The sequence below is a fragment of the Tundrisphaera macrotermitis genome (assembly GCF_051175315.1).
Classification (GTDB): Bacteria; Planctomycetota; Planctomycetia; order Isosphaerales; family Isosphaeraceae; genus Tundrisphaera.
This window is the reverse complement of the sequence record NZ_CP195100.1, coordinates 2,269,930-2,284,025: the sequence shown is the minus strand read 5'-3', so window position 1 is coordinate 2,284,025 and position 14,096 is coordinate 2,269,930. Positions and strand designations below refer to the sequence as shown.

At 69.2% G+C, this 14,096-nt stretch carries 15 protein-coding genes; 5 read left to right on the top strand and 10 right to left on the bottom strand.

Annotated features, from left to right (window positions below; translation table 11 throughout):
• The first annotated feature begins 350 nt into the window (after positions 1 to 350).
• Positions 351 to 953 (top strand): hypothetical protein, encoded by a 603-nt coding sequence (locus TA3x_RS09270; RefSeq protein ID WP_435020485.1) that lies wholly within the window; start codon positions 351 to 353, stop codon positions 951 to 953.
• 528 nt (positions 954 to 1,481) lie between these two features.
• Here the strand turns inward: TA3x_RS09270 and TA3x_RS09265 are convergent.
• The 9 genes from TA3x_RS09265 to TA3x_RS09225 all read right to left on the bottom strand — a co-directional run bounded on the left by TA3x_RS09265 (position 1,482) and on the right by TA3x_RS09225 (position 9,505).
• Positions 1,482 to 2,168, bottom strand: coding sequence for a peptidoglycan recognition protein family protein (locus TA3x_RS09265; RefSeq protein ID WP_435020483.1), 687 nt, complete (start codon positions 2,166 to 2,168; stop codon positions 1,482 to 1,484).
• 86 nt (positions 2,169 to 2,254) lie between these two features.
• The gene (locus tag TA3x_RS09260; RefSeq protein ID WP_435020481.1) at positions 2,255 to 2,587 is read right to left on the bottom strand and encodes a hypothetical protein; all 333 of its coding nucleotides are present in this window, start codon (positions 2,585 to 2,587) and stop codon (positions 2,255 to 2,257) included.
• A 42-nt stretch (positions 2,588 to 2,629) separates the two neighbouring features.
• A complete protein-coding gene (locus tag TA3x_RS09255; protein WP_435020479.1) occupies positions 2,630 to 3,319 on the bottom strand; it encodes a hypothetical protein in 690 nt (229 codons plus the stop codon).
• Positions 3,320 to 3,394: 75 nt separating this feature from the next.
• Positions 3,395 to 3,865 (bottom strand): hypothetical protein, encoded by a 471-nt coding sequence (locus tag TA3x_RS09250; RefSeq protein WP_435020477.1) that lies wholly within the window; start codon positions 3,863 to 3,865, stop codon positions 3,395 to 3,397.
• 9 nt (positions 3,866 to 3,874) lie between these two features.
• The gene (locus tag TA3x_RS09245) at positions 3,875 to 5,116 is read right to left on the bottom strand and encodes a tetratricopeptide repeat protein (RefSeq protein ID WP_435020475.1); all 1,242 of its coding nucleotides are present in this window, start codon (positions 5,114 to 5,116) and stop codon (positions 3,875 to 3,877) included.
• 159 nt (positions 5,117 to 5,275) lie between these two features.
• Positions 5,276 to 5,749, bottom strand: a complete 474-nt coding sequence (locus TA3x_RS09240; RefSeq protein WP_435020473.1) for a hypothetical protein — start codon at positions 5,747 to 5,749, stop codon at positions 5,276 to 5,278.
• Positions 5,750 to 5,803: 54 nt separating this feature from the next.
• Positions 5,804 to 6,700, bottom strand: a complete 897-nt coding sequence (locus TA3x_RS09235) for a DUF1559 domain-containing protein (protein WP_435020471.1) — start codon at positions 6,698 to 6,700, stop codon at positions 5,804 to 5,806.
• 205 nt (positions 6,701 to 6,905) lie between these two features.
• Positions 6,906 to 8,096, bottom strand: coding sequence for a hypothetical protein (locus TA3x_RS09230; RefSeq protein ID WP_435020469.1), 1,191 nt, complete (start codon positions 8,094 to 8,096; stop codon positions 6,906 to 6,908).
• A 14-nt stretch (positions 8,097 to 8,110) separates the two neighbouring features.
• Positions 8,111 to 9,505 carry a sulfatase-like hydrolase/transferase gene (locus TA3x_RS09225; protein ID WP_435020468.1) on the bottom strand — a complete coding sequence of 465 codons (1,395 nt, stop codon included), beginning with the start codon at positions 9,503 to 9,505 and terminating at the stop codon, positions 8,111 to 8,113.
• Between the two features lie 313 nt (positions 9,506 to 9,818).
• Between TA3x_RS09225 and TA3x_RS09220 the strand changes: the two genes are divergently transcribed.
• Positions 9,819 to 10,832: a 6-bladed beta-propeller gene (locus tag TA3x_RS09220; protein WP_435020466.1), complete on the top strand. Its 1,014-nt coding sequence runs from the start codon at positions 9,819 to 9,821 to the stop codon at positions 10,830 to 10,832.
• A 73-nt stretch (positions 10,833 to 10,905) separates the two neighbouring features.
• Here TA3x_RS09220 and ychF read toward each other — a convergent pair whose 3' ends face one another.
• The gene (gene ychF, locus TA3x_RS09215) at positions 10,906 to 11,994 is read right to left on the bottom strand and encodes a redox-regulated ATPase YchF (RefSeq protein ID WP_435020464.1); all 1,089 of its coding nucleotides are present in this window, start codon (positions 11,992 to 11,994) and stop codon (positions 10,906 to 10,908) included.
• 251 nt (positions 11,995 to 12,245) lie between these two features.
• Between ychF and TA3x_RS09210 the strand changes: the two genes are divergently transcribed.
• From TA3x_RS09210 to TA3x_RS09200, 3 genes are all read left to right on the top strand, one after another.
• A complete protein-coding gene (locus TA3x_RS09210) occupies positions 12,246 to 12,539 on the top strand; it encodes a type II toxin-antitoxin system Phd/YefM family antitoxin (protein ID WP_435020462.1) in 294 nt (97 codons plus the stop codon).
• The gene (locus TA3x_RS09205) at positions 12,536 to 12,859 is read left to right on the top strand and encodes a type II toxin-antitoxin system RelE/ParE family toxin (RefSeq protein WP_435020460.1); all 324 of its coding nucleotides are present in this window, start codon (positions 12,536 to 12,538) and stop codon (positions 12,857 to 12,859) included. The genes TA3x_RS09210 and TA3x_RS09205 overlap by 4 nt, the downstream gene beginning before the upstream one ends.
• A gap of 129 nt (positions 12,860 to 12,988) precedes the next feature.
• Positions 12,989 to 14,089 (top strand): alpha/beta hydrolase, encoded by a 1,101-nt coding sequence (locus TA3x_RS09200; protein ID WP_435020458.1) that lies wholly within the window; start codon positions 12,989 to 12,991, stop codon positions 14,087 to 14,089.
• The last annotated feature ends 7 nt before the right edge of the window (positions 14,090 to 14,096 follow it).

The following is a 14,096-nucleotide window of genomic DNA, read 5'->3' as shown; positions in this document are numbered from 1 at the left end:
GCTCTCGGCGACCCCATCTTTCCCGGCGATCGGCCCGGGTTGGCCGATGGGCACGCCCGCAGGACATCACCTGGGCCGCCCGGGCCGACGACCATCGCCGGGCCTGCCGCACCCCGGCGCGATCGGATCCGGGCCGACGGTTCGCCCGGTCCGTGCCGACGATTACCCCCGATGGGCGTGGTCGTCCGGCCGGGAGGCAGTTCTCTGGGCGTTAAACATGTTGCGACACCCAGTCATCTTTGATACACAAACGAGATTCGATGCTCCCGGCGGTCGATGTTCCGGGCCGGGGGATCTTTCAAGGGGGCCGCCCGGGGCGGGCCGTCGGTTGGATCGTTTCGGGAGGGGCCATGAACACGCCGGAAGGTGGCCGCTCGGGCCGCCGCACTCGTCTCTTCGGGATGGCCCTCTGCGTCGCGATCGCAGGCGTCGGGGCGGATGCCGTCGCCGGCGCCGTGGATCGGGACCGGCGGGATGAATGGATCGCTCCCGAGGCCAGGAAGCCGGTCGGCCCGAAGGACAGGCCGGGCGGCGATGCGAAGTTCCGCGAGGATCAGGAACGCAAGGCGGAGCAGCGGCGGGCCTGGTTGCGCGACATGGCCGCCCGGGCGGCCGAGTCGCGTCGGCAGATGGAAGCCAGCGCCGCGAAGATGACGAATCCACGGTTGAAAGAGTGGTTCCTCAAAGGGGCCGAGGGCCAGCGGGCGATGGAGAAGAGGTTCCTGGACGGGTTGGAGCGGCCGTTCGAAGCGTTGGGGCCCCTGCCTCCGCCCCTGGATGTCCCGCCGGATCTCTTCGACACCCTCCTGCCGAAGGATTTCTACGACACCCTCCCGAAAAATTTCCCCGACTTGCCGCCGCAGGTGCCGCAACAGGCCGCCCCCCGGCGGCGAGTGGAACCGATCCCCCTCGCCCCGCCGACGGACCGGCTCCGGCACAAGAATATCACCTGACCTTCATCGGTCGGGACGAGACCCTGATGCTTCGGGCGGATGACATTCCGCCACGGCTGGCCCGTTGCGATCGTTGACCCCCTGCCCCGGGAGATCCGGCCATGAGGTTGCCCCGCGTGCGATTCACGGTGCGGCGGATGATGACTCTGGTCGCGGCGGTGGGCGTCTCCCTCGGGGCGATCCACGAGAAGCAACGACACGACCTCAGGAAGCGGTGTATCAAATACCACAGCATGATGGAGGGGATTTCGACCAGCCGAGCTTCCAATCCGTCTTCCTTCAGGGGGGGCTGCCTGCCCCGTTATGGGGAGGTCCCGCTCCCGGAATCGGATCCGTGTCATCGGCACGAACGATCAGGCGCGACCCCGACTCGACATGAATACCTCCAGGATGCAGCCTTTCACGCCCGGATGCGGCGGCACTATCAGGCATCCTGGTGGTAAAAGCGAGGGTGCGGGCCGACTCCGAAACGACCGGGTGCTCGCGGAGCCGGCCCGGGTCGGCCCGCCGGGCGAGCCCGGTCGGCCCTTATTTGGGCGGGGCGGCGGACGGGATCATCTCGGTCGGACCGCCGGGCAGGGGCGGGCCGGGGTCGATCTCGGGGGCCTTCCCGGCGCGGGTTTCCTCGACCCACCGGCGGAACTGGCCGTCCTTGAGGTAACGCTCGAAGTCCTTGCCGGGGCAGGTCGTCTGCCCCGAGGCGGCGTCCTTGTGGCCGCGTACCAAAGCATTATCGATCCCGTACCGGTCGCAGAGCCAGGCCGTGAGCTTGACGCACGAGGCGATCTGCCGGGGGTCGGGCCGCTGCTGCTCGAAGTTGCCCATCATCTCGACGCCGATGTTCCCCGCCAGAGGATACTTGGTGTTGGACTCGGGCTCGTAGTCCAGCGATCGGCCCTCGTAGATCTTCCCGTCGGGGGCGATCAGGAAGTGGTAGGCCAGGTCGGGCCAGCCCTTGTCCCGCCGCCCCCAGCCCTGCATGTTGCGCACGAACGCGTCGGGCGTGACCTGGGCCTTCCAGAGCACGCCGGCATGGTGGATCGTCACGTACTTCGGCGTGTGCTTGCGCGCGTCCGGGATCGGTTGGGGCTTGGAGCCCCATTCCGAGGCCGACACGATCTCCGGCCGGGGTGCCTTGGACCCTTCCTGCTCGGCGGCCGGGCATGGGCTGGCAAGGGCGACGGCGATGGCGGCGATACTCAAAGATCTTTTCATGGCAGATATACCTTCCTCATGCGAGTCGAGCGGCATCGCCGGTCCATTGCCGGCGACGCCGGCGAACCGGGGCAATCCCCGGCATTCTACCGGATCGGCCCCCGCCTCGCCCGTCGCACTCGCCGGGCATATCGCGCCTGCAGGATGATCGCCGCCAGGCCCAGTATCGACGCCCACACGGAGGCTGCCACCATGCCGTGACCGCAATCGCCATGAATCGCGCTCATCGTCCAAGCCGGGTGGAAGGAGAGGATCAGCAGGCAGGACGCGGTATAGCGGATGCGGCGGTGGGATCGGATCCAGATGGCGATCGAGATCAGCGTGAGGACGCCGACGGCCACCGCCTGGGCCTGGGAGTAGGCGATGTTCCGCCCGATCGTCGCGGGCGCATTCGGGCCGCTGCATGCCAGGATCCACATCGGTCGGCGCCCTCATCCAGCATCTCGGCCCACGGGCCCGATTCACGCCTCGCCGGCCCCTCCGGCTTGCGGGGGAACTCGATGGACGAGGCCTCCCTCCGCATCGAGGACGTGCAGGAACGGCTCGCCGTCGGCATCGAATCCGACACCGATCCGCTCCTCGCCCGCCCCGTCGAAGAAGACCAGGGCCGGGGCGCCGGACGGGGCGACCCCCAGGGCGAGCCGCCTGGTCACGGCGCCGTCGAACACCACCAGGTAGGGCCTCCCGGATTCGTCCAGGCTGAGGTCGATCCGGCTCTTTCCCTCCTCGTCGAGGATCGTCATCCCCGGGACCTGATCCGAATCGAAGCCGGCCATCATCCGGGGTTCGCCCTGCTCATTCATCAGGGTCAGGCGCGGCCCCGCCTCGCGGGAATCCAGCGAGAAGCGGACGACCCCCGAACGATCGCTCACCCCGAGCCGGGGGTGGCCGTCCGGGGCGAACCCCAGCGTCAGGCTCGACCGGGAATCGCGACCCCGGAGGACGATCTCGGGATGGCCCGCCCCGTCCATGCCGAGGATCAGCCGACCGCCGCCGGCCCGGCCACCCAGGACGACCCGCCCGCGGAATACCCGGAGGGCGACCAGGACGAGGGCGATCGAGGCCGCGACCAGCAGGACCGCCAGCACCTGGACCGTGGATTCGAGGCGGCCGACCCGGCCCGCGATGTCGCCCAGTTGGTCCGGATTCATCCCTCGTCCCCTCCGCAGGCCTTCGGGAAACCCGACCTTTCGAGGCTGGCGATCGCCCGGGCCCACGCCCTCGCGTCAGCCCGCATCGCCGGGCCAGAGGAAGTCGTCGTCCGGGCCGATCAGGGGCCCCCAGTCGATCGCGTCCAGCCGGCCGTCCTGGAACCAGAAGCCCAGGCCCTGCTCGTCGTAGCGGAGCCACCCGAGGGTCGGGTGGTCGGCGAACTCCAGCAGCTCGAATTCGGAGCGGCCGAGGTCCAGCCCGCCGAGGATCGCCCGGACCAGGGCTTCCGGCTGCCCGACCAGGCGATGGCCGCACAGTTCCGCGTCCTCGGATTCGATCTTGAGCGACGAGAGGCGAAAATCTTCGCCCCCGTCGAAATAGGCGGTCAGGCCCAGGTTCTCGTATTCCCAGGCGACATGCGGGTCGGGGCCGTCGAGATCCTCGTCGATGTCATCCGGGTCGCCCAGCCGTCCGGCCACGGCATCGCGGGACGAGCCGAAGCGGAGGTCGCCGAGCCCGATTCCGGGGCGCACGTTCCAGTCCATCGCCGGTGTCTACTCCTTGTCCTTGCCGAGGTCGCCCTTGAGGTCCTTGAGCCACTGCTGGTACTGGGGGGACTCGGTGAATCCCTTGTAGTCGGGGACCGTGGCCAGGTCGGCGAACTCGGCCTGGAAGCGGTCGCGGATCAGGCGGAGGACCCGGAGGGTCTCGTCATAGTCCTTCTGCTTGAGGGCGATGCTGATCCGGGTCCAGTAGGACTGGATCAGGTCGGGCTCGGCGGCCTCGGCCTTGTCGAGGTCGGCGCGGGCGGCGGCGAAGTCCCCCTGCTCGGTGCGGACGCCCGCCCGCATGACCTGGAGGTAGGGGTCGCCGAGCACCGCCTTGTCGAGCCGTTCGATGCAGGCGAGGGCCTCGGGCCACTCCTTCTTCAACGTGTAGTAATCGATCGAGAGGATGTCGATGCAGGCATCCTTGGGGTAGGCGGTGCGGTAGTCCTCGATCGATAGCCCGTATTCGGCGTCGTCGCCGAGGCCTTGGGCCGCCTGGAGGCGGATCAGCAGGATGCTCCGGTCCTTCTGGAAGTCGGGGTCCAGGCCCTTGTAGGTCGCCAGCACCTCGGCGAACTTGCCGTTGCGGAGCCCCTCGTTCATCTCGGAGATCTTGCCGATCGCCTTCAGGAACCGCTGATCCTCGCCGGTCAGGCGGTTGAGGATCCCGCCCGAGGCCTTGGCCACGCCCTGGATGTAGAGGCGCCGCATGGTCTGCGAGATCATCTCGCCGCTCAGGTAGATGTAGGCGTCGACGACCCGGACCGATCCGTCGGCCCGGCGGGCCAGGGGCAGGTCGTGGTAGTTCACGCCCGCCTCGGGGCTCAGGAGGCGGAACAGGAGGCGGGGGCCCTTCTCCTTGGTGTGGTAGCGGAGCAGGGAGTAGGTGCCCCCCTTCTGGACGGCCTGGATGATGCTCGCCGAGAGCCCCTTGTTGGCGCGCCTCGCCTGCTCGATCCCCTCGACGAAGCCCTTGCGGAACGATTCCGCGGCCTCGACGCCGCCGGTGGTGCTCTGGTAGACCGCGTCCCAGTCGAACGCCCGGTCGAATGCGGCGATGTCGCCTTCGTCGATGGCCTTGGTGATCGCCTCGCCGACCGCGAGGCATTCCGCCTCGGTCGGGGGCTTGCCGACGGATCGGACGGCCGGGGGCGGCCCGTCCGCGGGCGGTGCGACGCCCAGGGCGGCGTTGGAGAGCAGGCCGAATGCGACCAGGGCCGCCGCGGTGCGGGGGGAGGGCCATGCCATCGACGTGGGCCTTTCGATCGGGATCGCGCCATCCCCGGGCCGATCGCGGTGCGAGGGGCCTCCGGAGGACCGGCCCGATCAAGATACCCGCACGTCGATGTGACTTCCACCACATCCCGGCCCGGGGATGGAGGAGGGCCCGGCGGGCCGCCCCCGATCTCAGGGCCGCGACGACAGGTCGAAGCGGACGGTGTTCTCGCCCGGCTTGATCTCGGCGGACAGCCCCGAGGTGCCCGGGTCGTTGTAGCGGCCCGGGATCAGGGACTTGCCCGACATGTAGTTGGCGGGCATCTTCTTGCGGTCGCCGGGGTTGGCGACCTCGGCGGAGCCGCCGGCCGGGGGGTCCTCGTTGGCGGTGATCGCGACCTTGACGCGCCCCTGAGGGGCGCCGTCGCCGGGCTCGTAGGTCGTGACCTCCGCGATCGAACCGCCCTCGATCTGGCCGATGGCCGGGCGTTCGTCCGGGGCTTCGAAGACGATCGTGCCCCGGGGCAGCGGCTTGCCGTCCAGGGTGACGGTGCCGGCGACCTTCGCCAGGCCGGGATGGGCGGGGCCGCACCCGGCCAGGGCGAGGATCGGGGCGAGGCAGGAGGCCACCACGAGGCGGGACGGTCGGGTCCGGGACGAGATCACGGATTCACCTGCGAAGGGGCTTTGGGAAAGTCGCGGCCGATCCGACCGGCCCGGTCAGTCGTTGGAGAAGACCTCGGCCCCCTCGCGCGAGGCGAGCGCCCGATAGGTGGCCCCGGCGATCCCGTCCTTGACGAACCGCACCGAGCCGTCGCCCAGCAGGAAGTTGGCCCCGCCGGGGTGGAAGCTCCGGAAGCCGATCGACTCGTCCCAGCGGGGGTTGGCCTGGCTGGGGGGGTTGTCGACCAGCGAGCGGTTGCGGTAGTTGATCGGGTACGCGGTGGTCGCGAAGCTCTGGACGCCCCAGTTGACCACGATCGAGGTCCGGCCGACGCATTCGCCGACCAGGAACGTGTTGGACAGGCCGTCGGGGATGTCGGACAGGCGGGCGGCCCAGGCGAACCGGCCCATCGCCCCGCGCACCGGGGTGGTGCAGGAGACGTTGCCGTAGTCGGGCGTCACGCCCACGCCGCCGGAGTTCTTGTAGTCGCCGATGCACGCCGCGTAGTCCGCCTGCGAGACCAGCCAGGTGGGGGCGGCGAACATCTCCTCCTCGCGGAGGTCGTCGACGAAGGGGTCGGACGGGCAGAGGAACAGGGGCCACTTCTTCTGGAGGTGCTGGAAGTTGTCCCCCTGCCACGACGCGATCGAGAAGTTGAACGCGTTGGCCAGGTTCCCCTGCTCGATGAACGGGGAGATCCGGGGGATCCAGCCCCACCGCATCCCGATCTCGAAGTTGTCGCAGCTCAGGTTGCCCGCCGGCAGCTTGCCGAAGGTGTCGTTGAACCCGTGGAGGCCCAGGCCGATCTGCTTCAGGTTGTTGGTGCACTGCATCCGCCGGGCCGCCTCGCGCGCCGCCTGCACCGACGGGAGCAGCAGCCCGATCAGGACGGCGATGATGGCGATGACGACCAGCAGCTCGATCAGCGTGAAACCGCGGCGACGACCGATCATGGAGGGCCTCCCGAACGGGCGGGCACGCTCGGCGCGCGGGATCATCCCGGCGACGATCCGGATGGCTTCGCGTCCCCGAAACCCGTAGAACTCGGCGGAGGAAGGAGAGATCCGGCGGGGGCCGCCGGATTGGCGGGCGGACGGATGGAATATATCCCGGCACGTGCCAGATCTGACAGGAAATTCCGCCAAGAATTTCGCGATTTCATCGGGCCAGTTTGAGCAAGGCCCCCTGCCCCGGCGCCAGCCAGACGTCCTCGCCGGCCAGCGGGGCCACCTTGCCGGTGTAGGCCGAAACCTTCTCCAGCTTCAGCGACGGGTCGCGGAGCTGGGGCAGGCCCGGGATCGACGCCGTGGTGCTGCGGTTGACCACCAGGATGTAGCGCGAGCCGTCCTCGTGGGTGAAGTCCCCCACCAGGATCGGCCCGGCGATCGCCTTGACCAGCGACTGGTCGTCGGGCCCGGCGCAGCCGTCGGGGATCTCCCCGAAGTGGTAGACCCGGTCCGACTTCAGCTTCAGCAGGGTCGGGGCGAGCTGGGCCACCTGTAGGTTGACGTCGCGCATCCAGCCCCAGGTCGCGGTCTCGTGGCCGAAGGCGTCGATCGGCGCCATGCGATAATTGCCCGTCGTGCTGCCGAAGTAGGTGAAGTAGGCGAGCCCCCGCGCCCCGTAGGCCAGGGACGTATACGCCTGGAACCGGAAGTCGGCGGCGGTCGGCTCGCGGTAGTTGAAATGGGCCACCGACAGGACGATGTTCCAGAACGGGAGCCCGTGCTTGACGGCCGCCCCGCGCATCGCCGCGAGGTTGGCGAAGTAGCCGGCGCGGAGCGTCCCTCCTTCCATCAGGGCATAGTGGTCATAGCTCAGGGTGGTGGGCCGGCACTCGGCGACGAACCGCTCCAGGTAGGCGTCGTAGGTCGGCGTGCCCAGTTGCTCGGGGGTGGCGTAGGTGGGCAGGAGGTTGATGTAGGGCCACGCCCCGGGGTGGAGTTCCCGGACCGCGTCCACGGCGACCCGCAGGCCGGGGAACAGGGCGGCGGAGGGCTCGTCGCGGAAGTAGTAGCCGTAGACCGCCGGGTGATCCCTGGCCTGCTTCACCACCTCGGCGATCCGCCCCCGGACCTTGGCGGGGTCGACCTGGGTCCAGTCGGCGTCGAGCCGGGGGTCGGAGACGATCGCCTTGAGCCCGGCGTCGCGGCAGCGGTCCAGCCCCTCGATCCTCACGAAACCCGCCACGTTGATCCCGCACTCGCGCATCTTGCGGAGCGCGGCCGGGTCGTCGGGCGGGGCGTTCCAGGCCATGATCGGGAAGAAGGCGGCCGGCTCGTCGGCGCGGGCCGGATTCGGGCCGATCAGGGCGGCCAGGGCGATCGGCAGCAGGTGGCGGAGGCGCATCGCGGGGGGTCTCCTCATCGCGGTTTCGGCGGGACGAACGCGCGGGGGCGGGGTTTGTCGGTGGTCAGCGGCAGGTCGTCGCCGAACTCGGCCTGCCTGGCGCGGAGCATCGCCGTGAGGCGGGCGACCTCGGCGGCGTACCTGGGGTCGCCGGCCAGGTCGCGCGTCTCGGCGGGGTCGGCATCGAGGTCGAAAAGCTGGGTGAGATTGAGGGGCGGGTAGGCGATCAGCTTCCAGCGGCCGTCGCGGATCGCCCGCTGCCCCTTCGCGTAGGCGGTGAAGATCGCCGGGCGTCCGGCGGATGGGTCATTGAAGGCCGGGGCCAGGTCGATCCCCTCGCTCCCCTCCGGGCCGGGCACGCCGGCCAGATGGCCGAGGGTCGGGAAGATGTCGAGCAGGTAGGCCATCGCCTCGGTCCGCTTCCCCCGGGGGATGCCCGGCCCGGCGAAGATCAAAGGCGCCCGCATCGAGTGTTCATACAGGCTCTGCTTGCCGAACAGCCCGTGGCTGCCGATCGCCAGGCCGTGGTCGCTGGCGAACACGACCACGGTGTCGCCGGCCTGCCCGTTGACCCGGAGGGCGTCCAGGATCCGGCCGACCTGGTGGTCGAGGTGCTCGATGGCGGCGTAGTAGTCGGCCAGTTGCCGGCGGGTATCCTCGACCGTGCGGGGGAACGGCGCCAGCAGTTCGTCGCGGAGCTTCATCGCCCCGTTGTCGAACGGGTGGACCGGCAAGAAGTTGGCCGGCAGCGGGATCCGGGCCGGGTCGAAGTGGTCGTGATACGCCTTCGGCGCCTTGCGGGGGTCGTGCGGGGCGTTGAACGCGACGTAGCAGAGGAACGGCCCGTCCTGCCCCTTGCGATCCCCCAGGAAGCCGATCGCGGCGTCGGCGAACATCTTGACCGCGTGCTCGGCGGCGGGCCGGGGGGCGGTGAATTTGCGGTCGGGGCCGATGTCGCGGAGCGGCAGGGTATCGGGATCGCCCATCCCGCCCAGGAAGATCGACCGCCCTTGGCGGAACGCCCGCAGGGCCGATGCCTCACCGTTGTGCCACTTGCCGGCCAGGAACGTCTCGTAACCCATCCGCGCGAACGCCTCGGGCCAGGTGTCCTGGCCGATCTTGGTGTCGACCCGGAACAGGGTCCGGCCGGTCAGCAGCATGGCCCGCGACGGCACGCACACCGCCCCCTGGTCCGACCCCATGCAATAGGCCCGCGTGAACGCCGTCCCCTCGGCCACCAGCCGGTCCAGCGCCGGCGTCCGGACGTGGGGGTTGCCCAGGGCGCCGATGGTGTCGGCCCGCTGGTCGTCGCTGAACAGGACCAGGACGTTGGGGGGCCGATCCGCCCGCGCCGCGGCCCCGACGACGAGCAGCAACGCCAGGGCCAACCGGAAGGGGCGCGTCGACATGGTGCGGACTCCCGCGGGAGAGATGCGGCCCGGCGAGCGATCGCGCAGCAGGCGCGACCCCGGCGGAGGGCGGATCGGATTCGTCGATCGGTCGGAGCGGCCAGGATCGCACACGCCCGACCGGGCCGCAACCGACCGGGGCGGGGTCCGGCCGGCGGGAACTACTTCCGGGCCGGCCGCACTGGTAGTCTCTCCGTGAACCTCCCATCGCGCCCCGACCCTCCGCGCCGCCGACCGGGCCCCTGCCCGGCCGCCGTGCCGGCGATGCGTCTCGGATTCGGCGATGGGATCACCCCTGCCCGGAGCCTGCACCGTGACGATCCGACCGACCTTCGCCGCCCTCGCCCTCCTGCTCGCTTCCTCGATCCCGGCCGTCGCGGCCGACAAGGCCCAGCCCGTGCGGATGGGCTGCGGCGCGATGACGTTCGACACCGTGCCCGGCTGGGGCCTGGGGCCGGACGGCAAGTCCCAGATCGGCCCGACCCACGGCGGAGTCGCCGTCGACAAGGACGGCAACGTCTACACTAGCGCACACGCCGGCGTTTACGTCTTCTCGCCGCAGGGGGAAGTGGTCCGCAGCTTCCTCGGCGACGAGTACGCCGACATTCACGACATCAAGATTCGCGACGAGGAGGACGGCGAGTTCCTCTACGGGGCCCGCAACAACGCCGCCGAGGGGATCAAGCTCAACGCCAGGACCGGCGCCATCGTGCTGAAGCTGCCGTTCCCCAAAGAGTCGGGCCTGGACCTGAAGAAGTTCAACCCCACGGCCATCACGGTCGCCCCGGACGGTTCGATCTACCTGTCCGACGGCTATGCCAGCAACCATATCTTCAAGTTCGACAAGGCCGGCAAGTACCTGATGCACTTCGGCACCAAGGGGAACGGGCTCAAGGAGTTCAACACCGCCCACGGGATGACGCTCGACACCCGCTACACCCCGCCCCGCCTGCTGATCTGCGACCGCAACCACCAGCCCAAGGGCCGCCTGCTCCACTATGACCTGGATGGCCAGTTCATCGAGGAGGTCGTCACCGGGCTGGGCATGCCGACCTCGGCGCTGGTCCAGGGGGACTTCGTGTCCGTGCCCGACCTCCACGGGCGGCTGGTCATCCTCGACAAGACCAACACCATCATCTCCGTCCTGGGCAACAACCCGGACCCCGCCAAGGGCAGGAACTACAACATCCCCCAGAAAGACTGGGTGGAAGGCTGCTTCAGCGGCACCCACGGCTCGGCCTGGGATAAGGACGGCAACCTCTACGTCCAGGACTGGAACATGTCCGGCCGGATCATGAAGCTCCAGCGCGTCAAGCTGGCCAACTGATATCGCAGCGGGCCGGCAGGTCCTTCGAATAAGGAACCTGCCGGCCCGTCGTGTGATCGCCCACCCGCCCGGATCAGTTGAACAGGAAGTGGCAGATGTCGCCGTCCTGCATGACGTAGGCCTTGCCCTCGGTGCGGAGCTTGCCGTTGGAGCGGATCTCCTTCTCCGTCTTGTAGGTCTCCAGGTCGGCCAGGGTGTAGACCTCGGCGCGGATGAAGCCCTTCTCGAAGTCGGTGTGGATCACCCCGGCGGCCTGCGGCGCGGTGGCACCGACCGGGATGGTCCAGGCGCGGACCTCGGTCTCGCCGGCGGTGAAGTAGCTCTGGAGGCCGAGGACGCGGTACGCCTCGCGGGCCAGCTTGGGCAGGGACGCCTCGGCCAGCCCCGACGATTCGAGCATCTCGGCGCGGTCGGCCTCGTCCAGCTCGGCGATCTCGGCCTCCAGCTTGGCGCAGACCGGGACGACCGAGGCCCCGACCTTATCGGCGAACTCGCGGACCTTCCGGACCAGTTCCCCCTCGCCGGCCAGGTCGGACTCGTCGACGTTGGCGACGTAGAGGATCGGCTTGGCGGTCATCAGGCCGAAGCTGGAGATGGCGTCGGCCTCGGGCTCGTCCAGGGTCAGCTTCCGCAGCGGCTGGTCGGTCTTGAGGTGGTCCAGGCACTTGCGGATCGCCTCGACGCGGAGCTTGGCCTCCTTGTCGTTCCCCTTGGCGGAGCGCTCGGCCTTGGGCAGGGCGTTCTCCAGGGTCTGCATGTCGGCCAGCATCAGCTCGATCTCGATGGTCTCGATGTCCGAGACCGGGTCGACCGCGCCGGCGACGTGGACGACGTCGGGGTCCTCGAAGCAGCGGACGACCTGGAGGATGGCGTCAACCTCGCGGATGTGGCTGAGGAACTTGTTGCCCAGCCCTTCGCCTTCGCTGGCCCCCTTGACGATCCCGGCGATGTCCACCAGCCGCAGCGCCGCGGGCACCAGCTTCTTGGGGACGATGTATTTGCTGATCCGCGCCAGCCGATCGTCGGGGACGCTGACGACCCCCTCGTTGGGCTCGATCGTGCAGAACGGATAGTTCGCGCTCTGGGCCTGCTTGGAGCTGGTGAGTGCGTTGAACAGCGTACTCTTGCCCACGTTGGGCAGACCGACGATACCCGCTCTCATGGTGCCGCGACGACCTCGGGAAAAGGAACCGGGACAGGGACTGGACGGCGGGCCACCCCGATCCGGGCGCGTGCAACCCCCTCGACCGCCGATCCGCGACCGGCCATGATACCACCCCCCGCCCGGGCGACCAAGGTCGGCCATCGCCCGATCGGTCAATGGTCGATGCGACGCTTTCGGGATTGCCGCCGAGTCGAATGGCAAATAGCATTGAATTCGATGCTTACCCAATGCGATACAGGAGCGTACCGATGGACCTCAGCCGAGACATCCACCCGCTGACCGACTTCAAACGGAAGACGTCCGAATTCCTCGCCCAGCTCAAGGAAACCGGGCAGCCGGTGGTCTTGACCATCAACGGCAAGGCGGAACTGGTGGTGCAAGACGCGGCCTCCTATCAGAGGTTGGTCCGCCTCGCCGATCGACTCGAAACCATCCAGGCCGTCAAGGAAGGGCTCGCGTCGATGGAACGCGGCGAGGGGAAGCCGATGGATGAGGTCTTCGACGCTTTGGAAAAGGAGCTGCGAACGAAGGACGATGCATGACCTATCGCGTCATCCTCCAACCGCAAGCCGAACGCGACATCCGGGACGCCGCGCGGTGGATCCTCGACCACTCGAAGTCGTCGGCCCCGGCGCTCCGCTGGGTTCGGAGCATCCGGTCCAGGATCGACACCCTGAAATCCACCCCATTTCGCTGCCCGGTCGATCCAGATTCCGAGGACTATGGCACGGAGGTCCGGGTACTGCTCCACGGAGGCAAGCGAGGCCGCTATCGCATCCTCTTCGCCATCCGGGACGACGCCGTGATCGTGCTGACCGTGCGTCATGCGGCCCGGCAGAGCCCGGGGGACGAGCCGGAGTAGGACGAGATGGGTAGCTAATCCGTGCCGATGCCACCCCGTCCCTCCGATACTGTTAAAATCACCGCACCCCGCCGGGCAAGACCGGCGCGTCGGCTCCTCCCACGACGCACCCCGAGGACTCCGAGACCCATGAGACGAGCCGCATTCCTCTCCGCCTGCGTGCTGATCGGCCCCGCCGCGATGGCCCAGGATAAGGCCCCGCTCCCGCCCCTGCCGCCGCCGCAGGCCGTCCCGAAGCCGGCCGCCGATACCGGCCAGCCATATGCGCCGCAGGCGATCCTGCCGGGCGGGGTCGTCGTGCCTTTGTTCGCGCCCGACTCGCCGCACCTGAAGGCGGACAAGCTGCACGTGCCCGAGGTGTACAACATGAGCGGGTCCGTCCCCGGGCGGATCAGCAACGTGGTGTCGATCCACAACCCGTCGATCGAGGTCCACACGGTCGACAAGGGGATCAACACCGGTACCCTGGTGATCCTGATCCCGGGCGGGGGCCACCGCAACCTGAGCGTGAGCGGCGAGGGGGCCGACTTCGTCCCATTCTTCCGCAACTACGGGATCAACACGGCGATCCTCCGGAACCGCTTGCGGGCCGACGGCTACGTCGCGGAGGTCGACGCCGTCCACGACGCCCAGCAGGCCGTCCGCGTCGTCCGGGCCTATGCGAAGGAGTGGGGCATCGACCCCCACCGGATCGGCGTGATGGGCTTCTCCGCCGGCGCCGAGTTGTCCGCCCCGGCCGCCCTGCTCTACGAGGAGTGGGACAAGGCGAATGCCGCCCCGTCCGACCCGTTCGCCGGGATCTCGTCGCGCCCGGATTTCGCCGGGATCATCTACCCCGGCCCGACCCCGTTCGCCCGCAACCGCACGGCGCCGCCGATCCCCAAGGACGTCCCGCCCGCGTTCATCGCCTCGGCCGGCGCCGGGGACCAGATCCACGCCGTCTGGGCGCTGGAATATTACCAGGCGATGCTCTATGCCGGCGTCCCCAACGTGGAGCTGCACCTCTACGGCAATGGCCGCCACCCCGGCGACCCCCTGCCCGACGGCTCGCGGATGTCCGGCGGCCTCACCGATCGGGGCGGCATCCCGTTCGGCACCTGGCAGAACCGCTTCATCGACTGGGCCCGCGACCTCGGCTTCCTCCAGAAGCCCGGCATCGAGACCAAGGCCGCGAAGGACGTCGCCGCCTACGCCGCCAAGCCTCCCCGCCCCTTCGGCCAGGGCCGCTGACGCCCCG

Bases quoted from the DNA above. Each gene is read 5' to 3' on its own strand.
- TA3x_RS09270 (WP_435020485.1), top strand. From the start codon at position 351: ATGAACACGCCGGAAGGTGGCCGCTCGGGCCGCCGCACTCGTCTCTTC.
- TA3x_RS09265 (WP_435020483.1), bottom strand. From the start codon at position 2,168: ATGAAAAGATCTTTGAGTATCGCCGCCATCGCCGTCGCCCTTGCCAGC.
- TA3x_RS09260 (WP_435020481.1), bottom strand. From the start codon at position 2,587: ATGTGGATCCTGGCATGCAGCGGCCCGAATGCGCCCGCGACGATCGGG.
- TA3x_RS09255 (WP_435020479.1), bottom strand. From the start codon at position 3,319: ATGAATCCGGACCAACTGGGCGACATCGCGGGCCGGGTCGGCCGCCTC.
- TA3x_RS09250 (WP_435020477.1), bottom strand. From the start codon at position 3,865: ATGGACTGGAACGTGCGCCCCGGAATCGGGCTCGGCGACCTCCGCTTC.
- TA3x_RS09245 (WP_435020475.1), bottom strand. From the start codon at position 5,116: ATGGCATGGCCCTCCCCCCGCACCGCGGCGGCCCTGGTCGCATTCGGC.
- TA3x_RS09235 (WP_435020471.1), bottom strand. From the start codon at position 6,700: ATGATCGGTCGTCGCCGCGGTTTCACGCTGATCGAGCTGCTGGTCGTC.
- TA3x_RS09230 (WP_435020469.1), bottom strand. From the start codon at position 8,096: ATGCGCCTCCGCCACCTGCTGCCGATCGCCCTGGCCGCCCTGATCGGC.
- TA3x_RS09225 (WP_435020468.1), bottom strand. From the start codon at position 9,505: ATGTCGACGCGCCCCTTCCGGTTGGCCCTGGCGTTGCTGCTCGTCGTC.
- ychF (WP_435020464.1), bottom strand. From the start codon at position 11,994: ATGAGAGCGGGTATCGTCGGTCTGCCCAACGTGGGCAAGAGTACGCTG.
- TA3x_RS09210 (WP_435020462.1), top strand. From the start codon at position 12,246: ATGGACCTCAGCCGAGACATCCACCCGCTGACCGACTTCAAACGGAAG.
- TA3x_RS09205 (WP_435020460.1), top strand. From the start codon at position 12,536: ATGACCTATCGCGTCATCCTCCAACCGCAAGCCGAACGCGACATCCGG.
- TA3x_RS09200 (WP_435020458.1), top strand. From the start codon at position 12,989: ATGAGACGAGCCGCATTCCTCTCCGCCTGCGTGCTGATCGGCCCCGCC.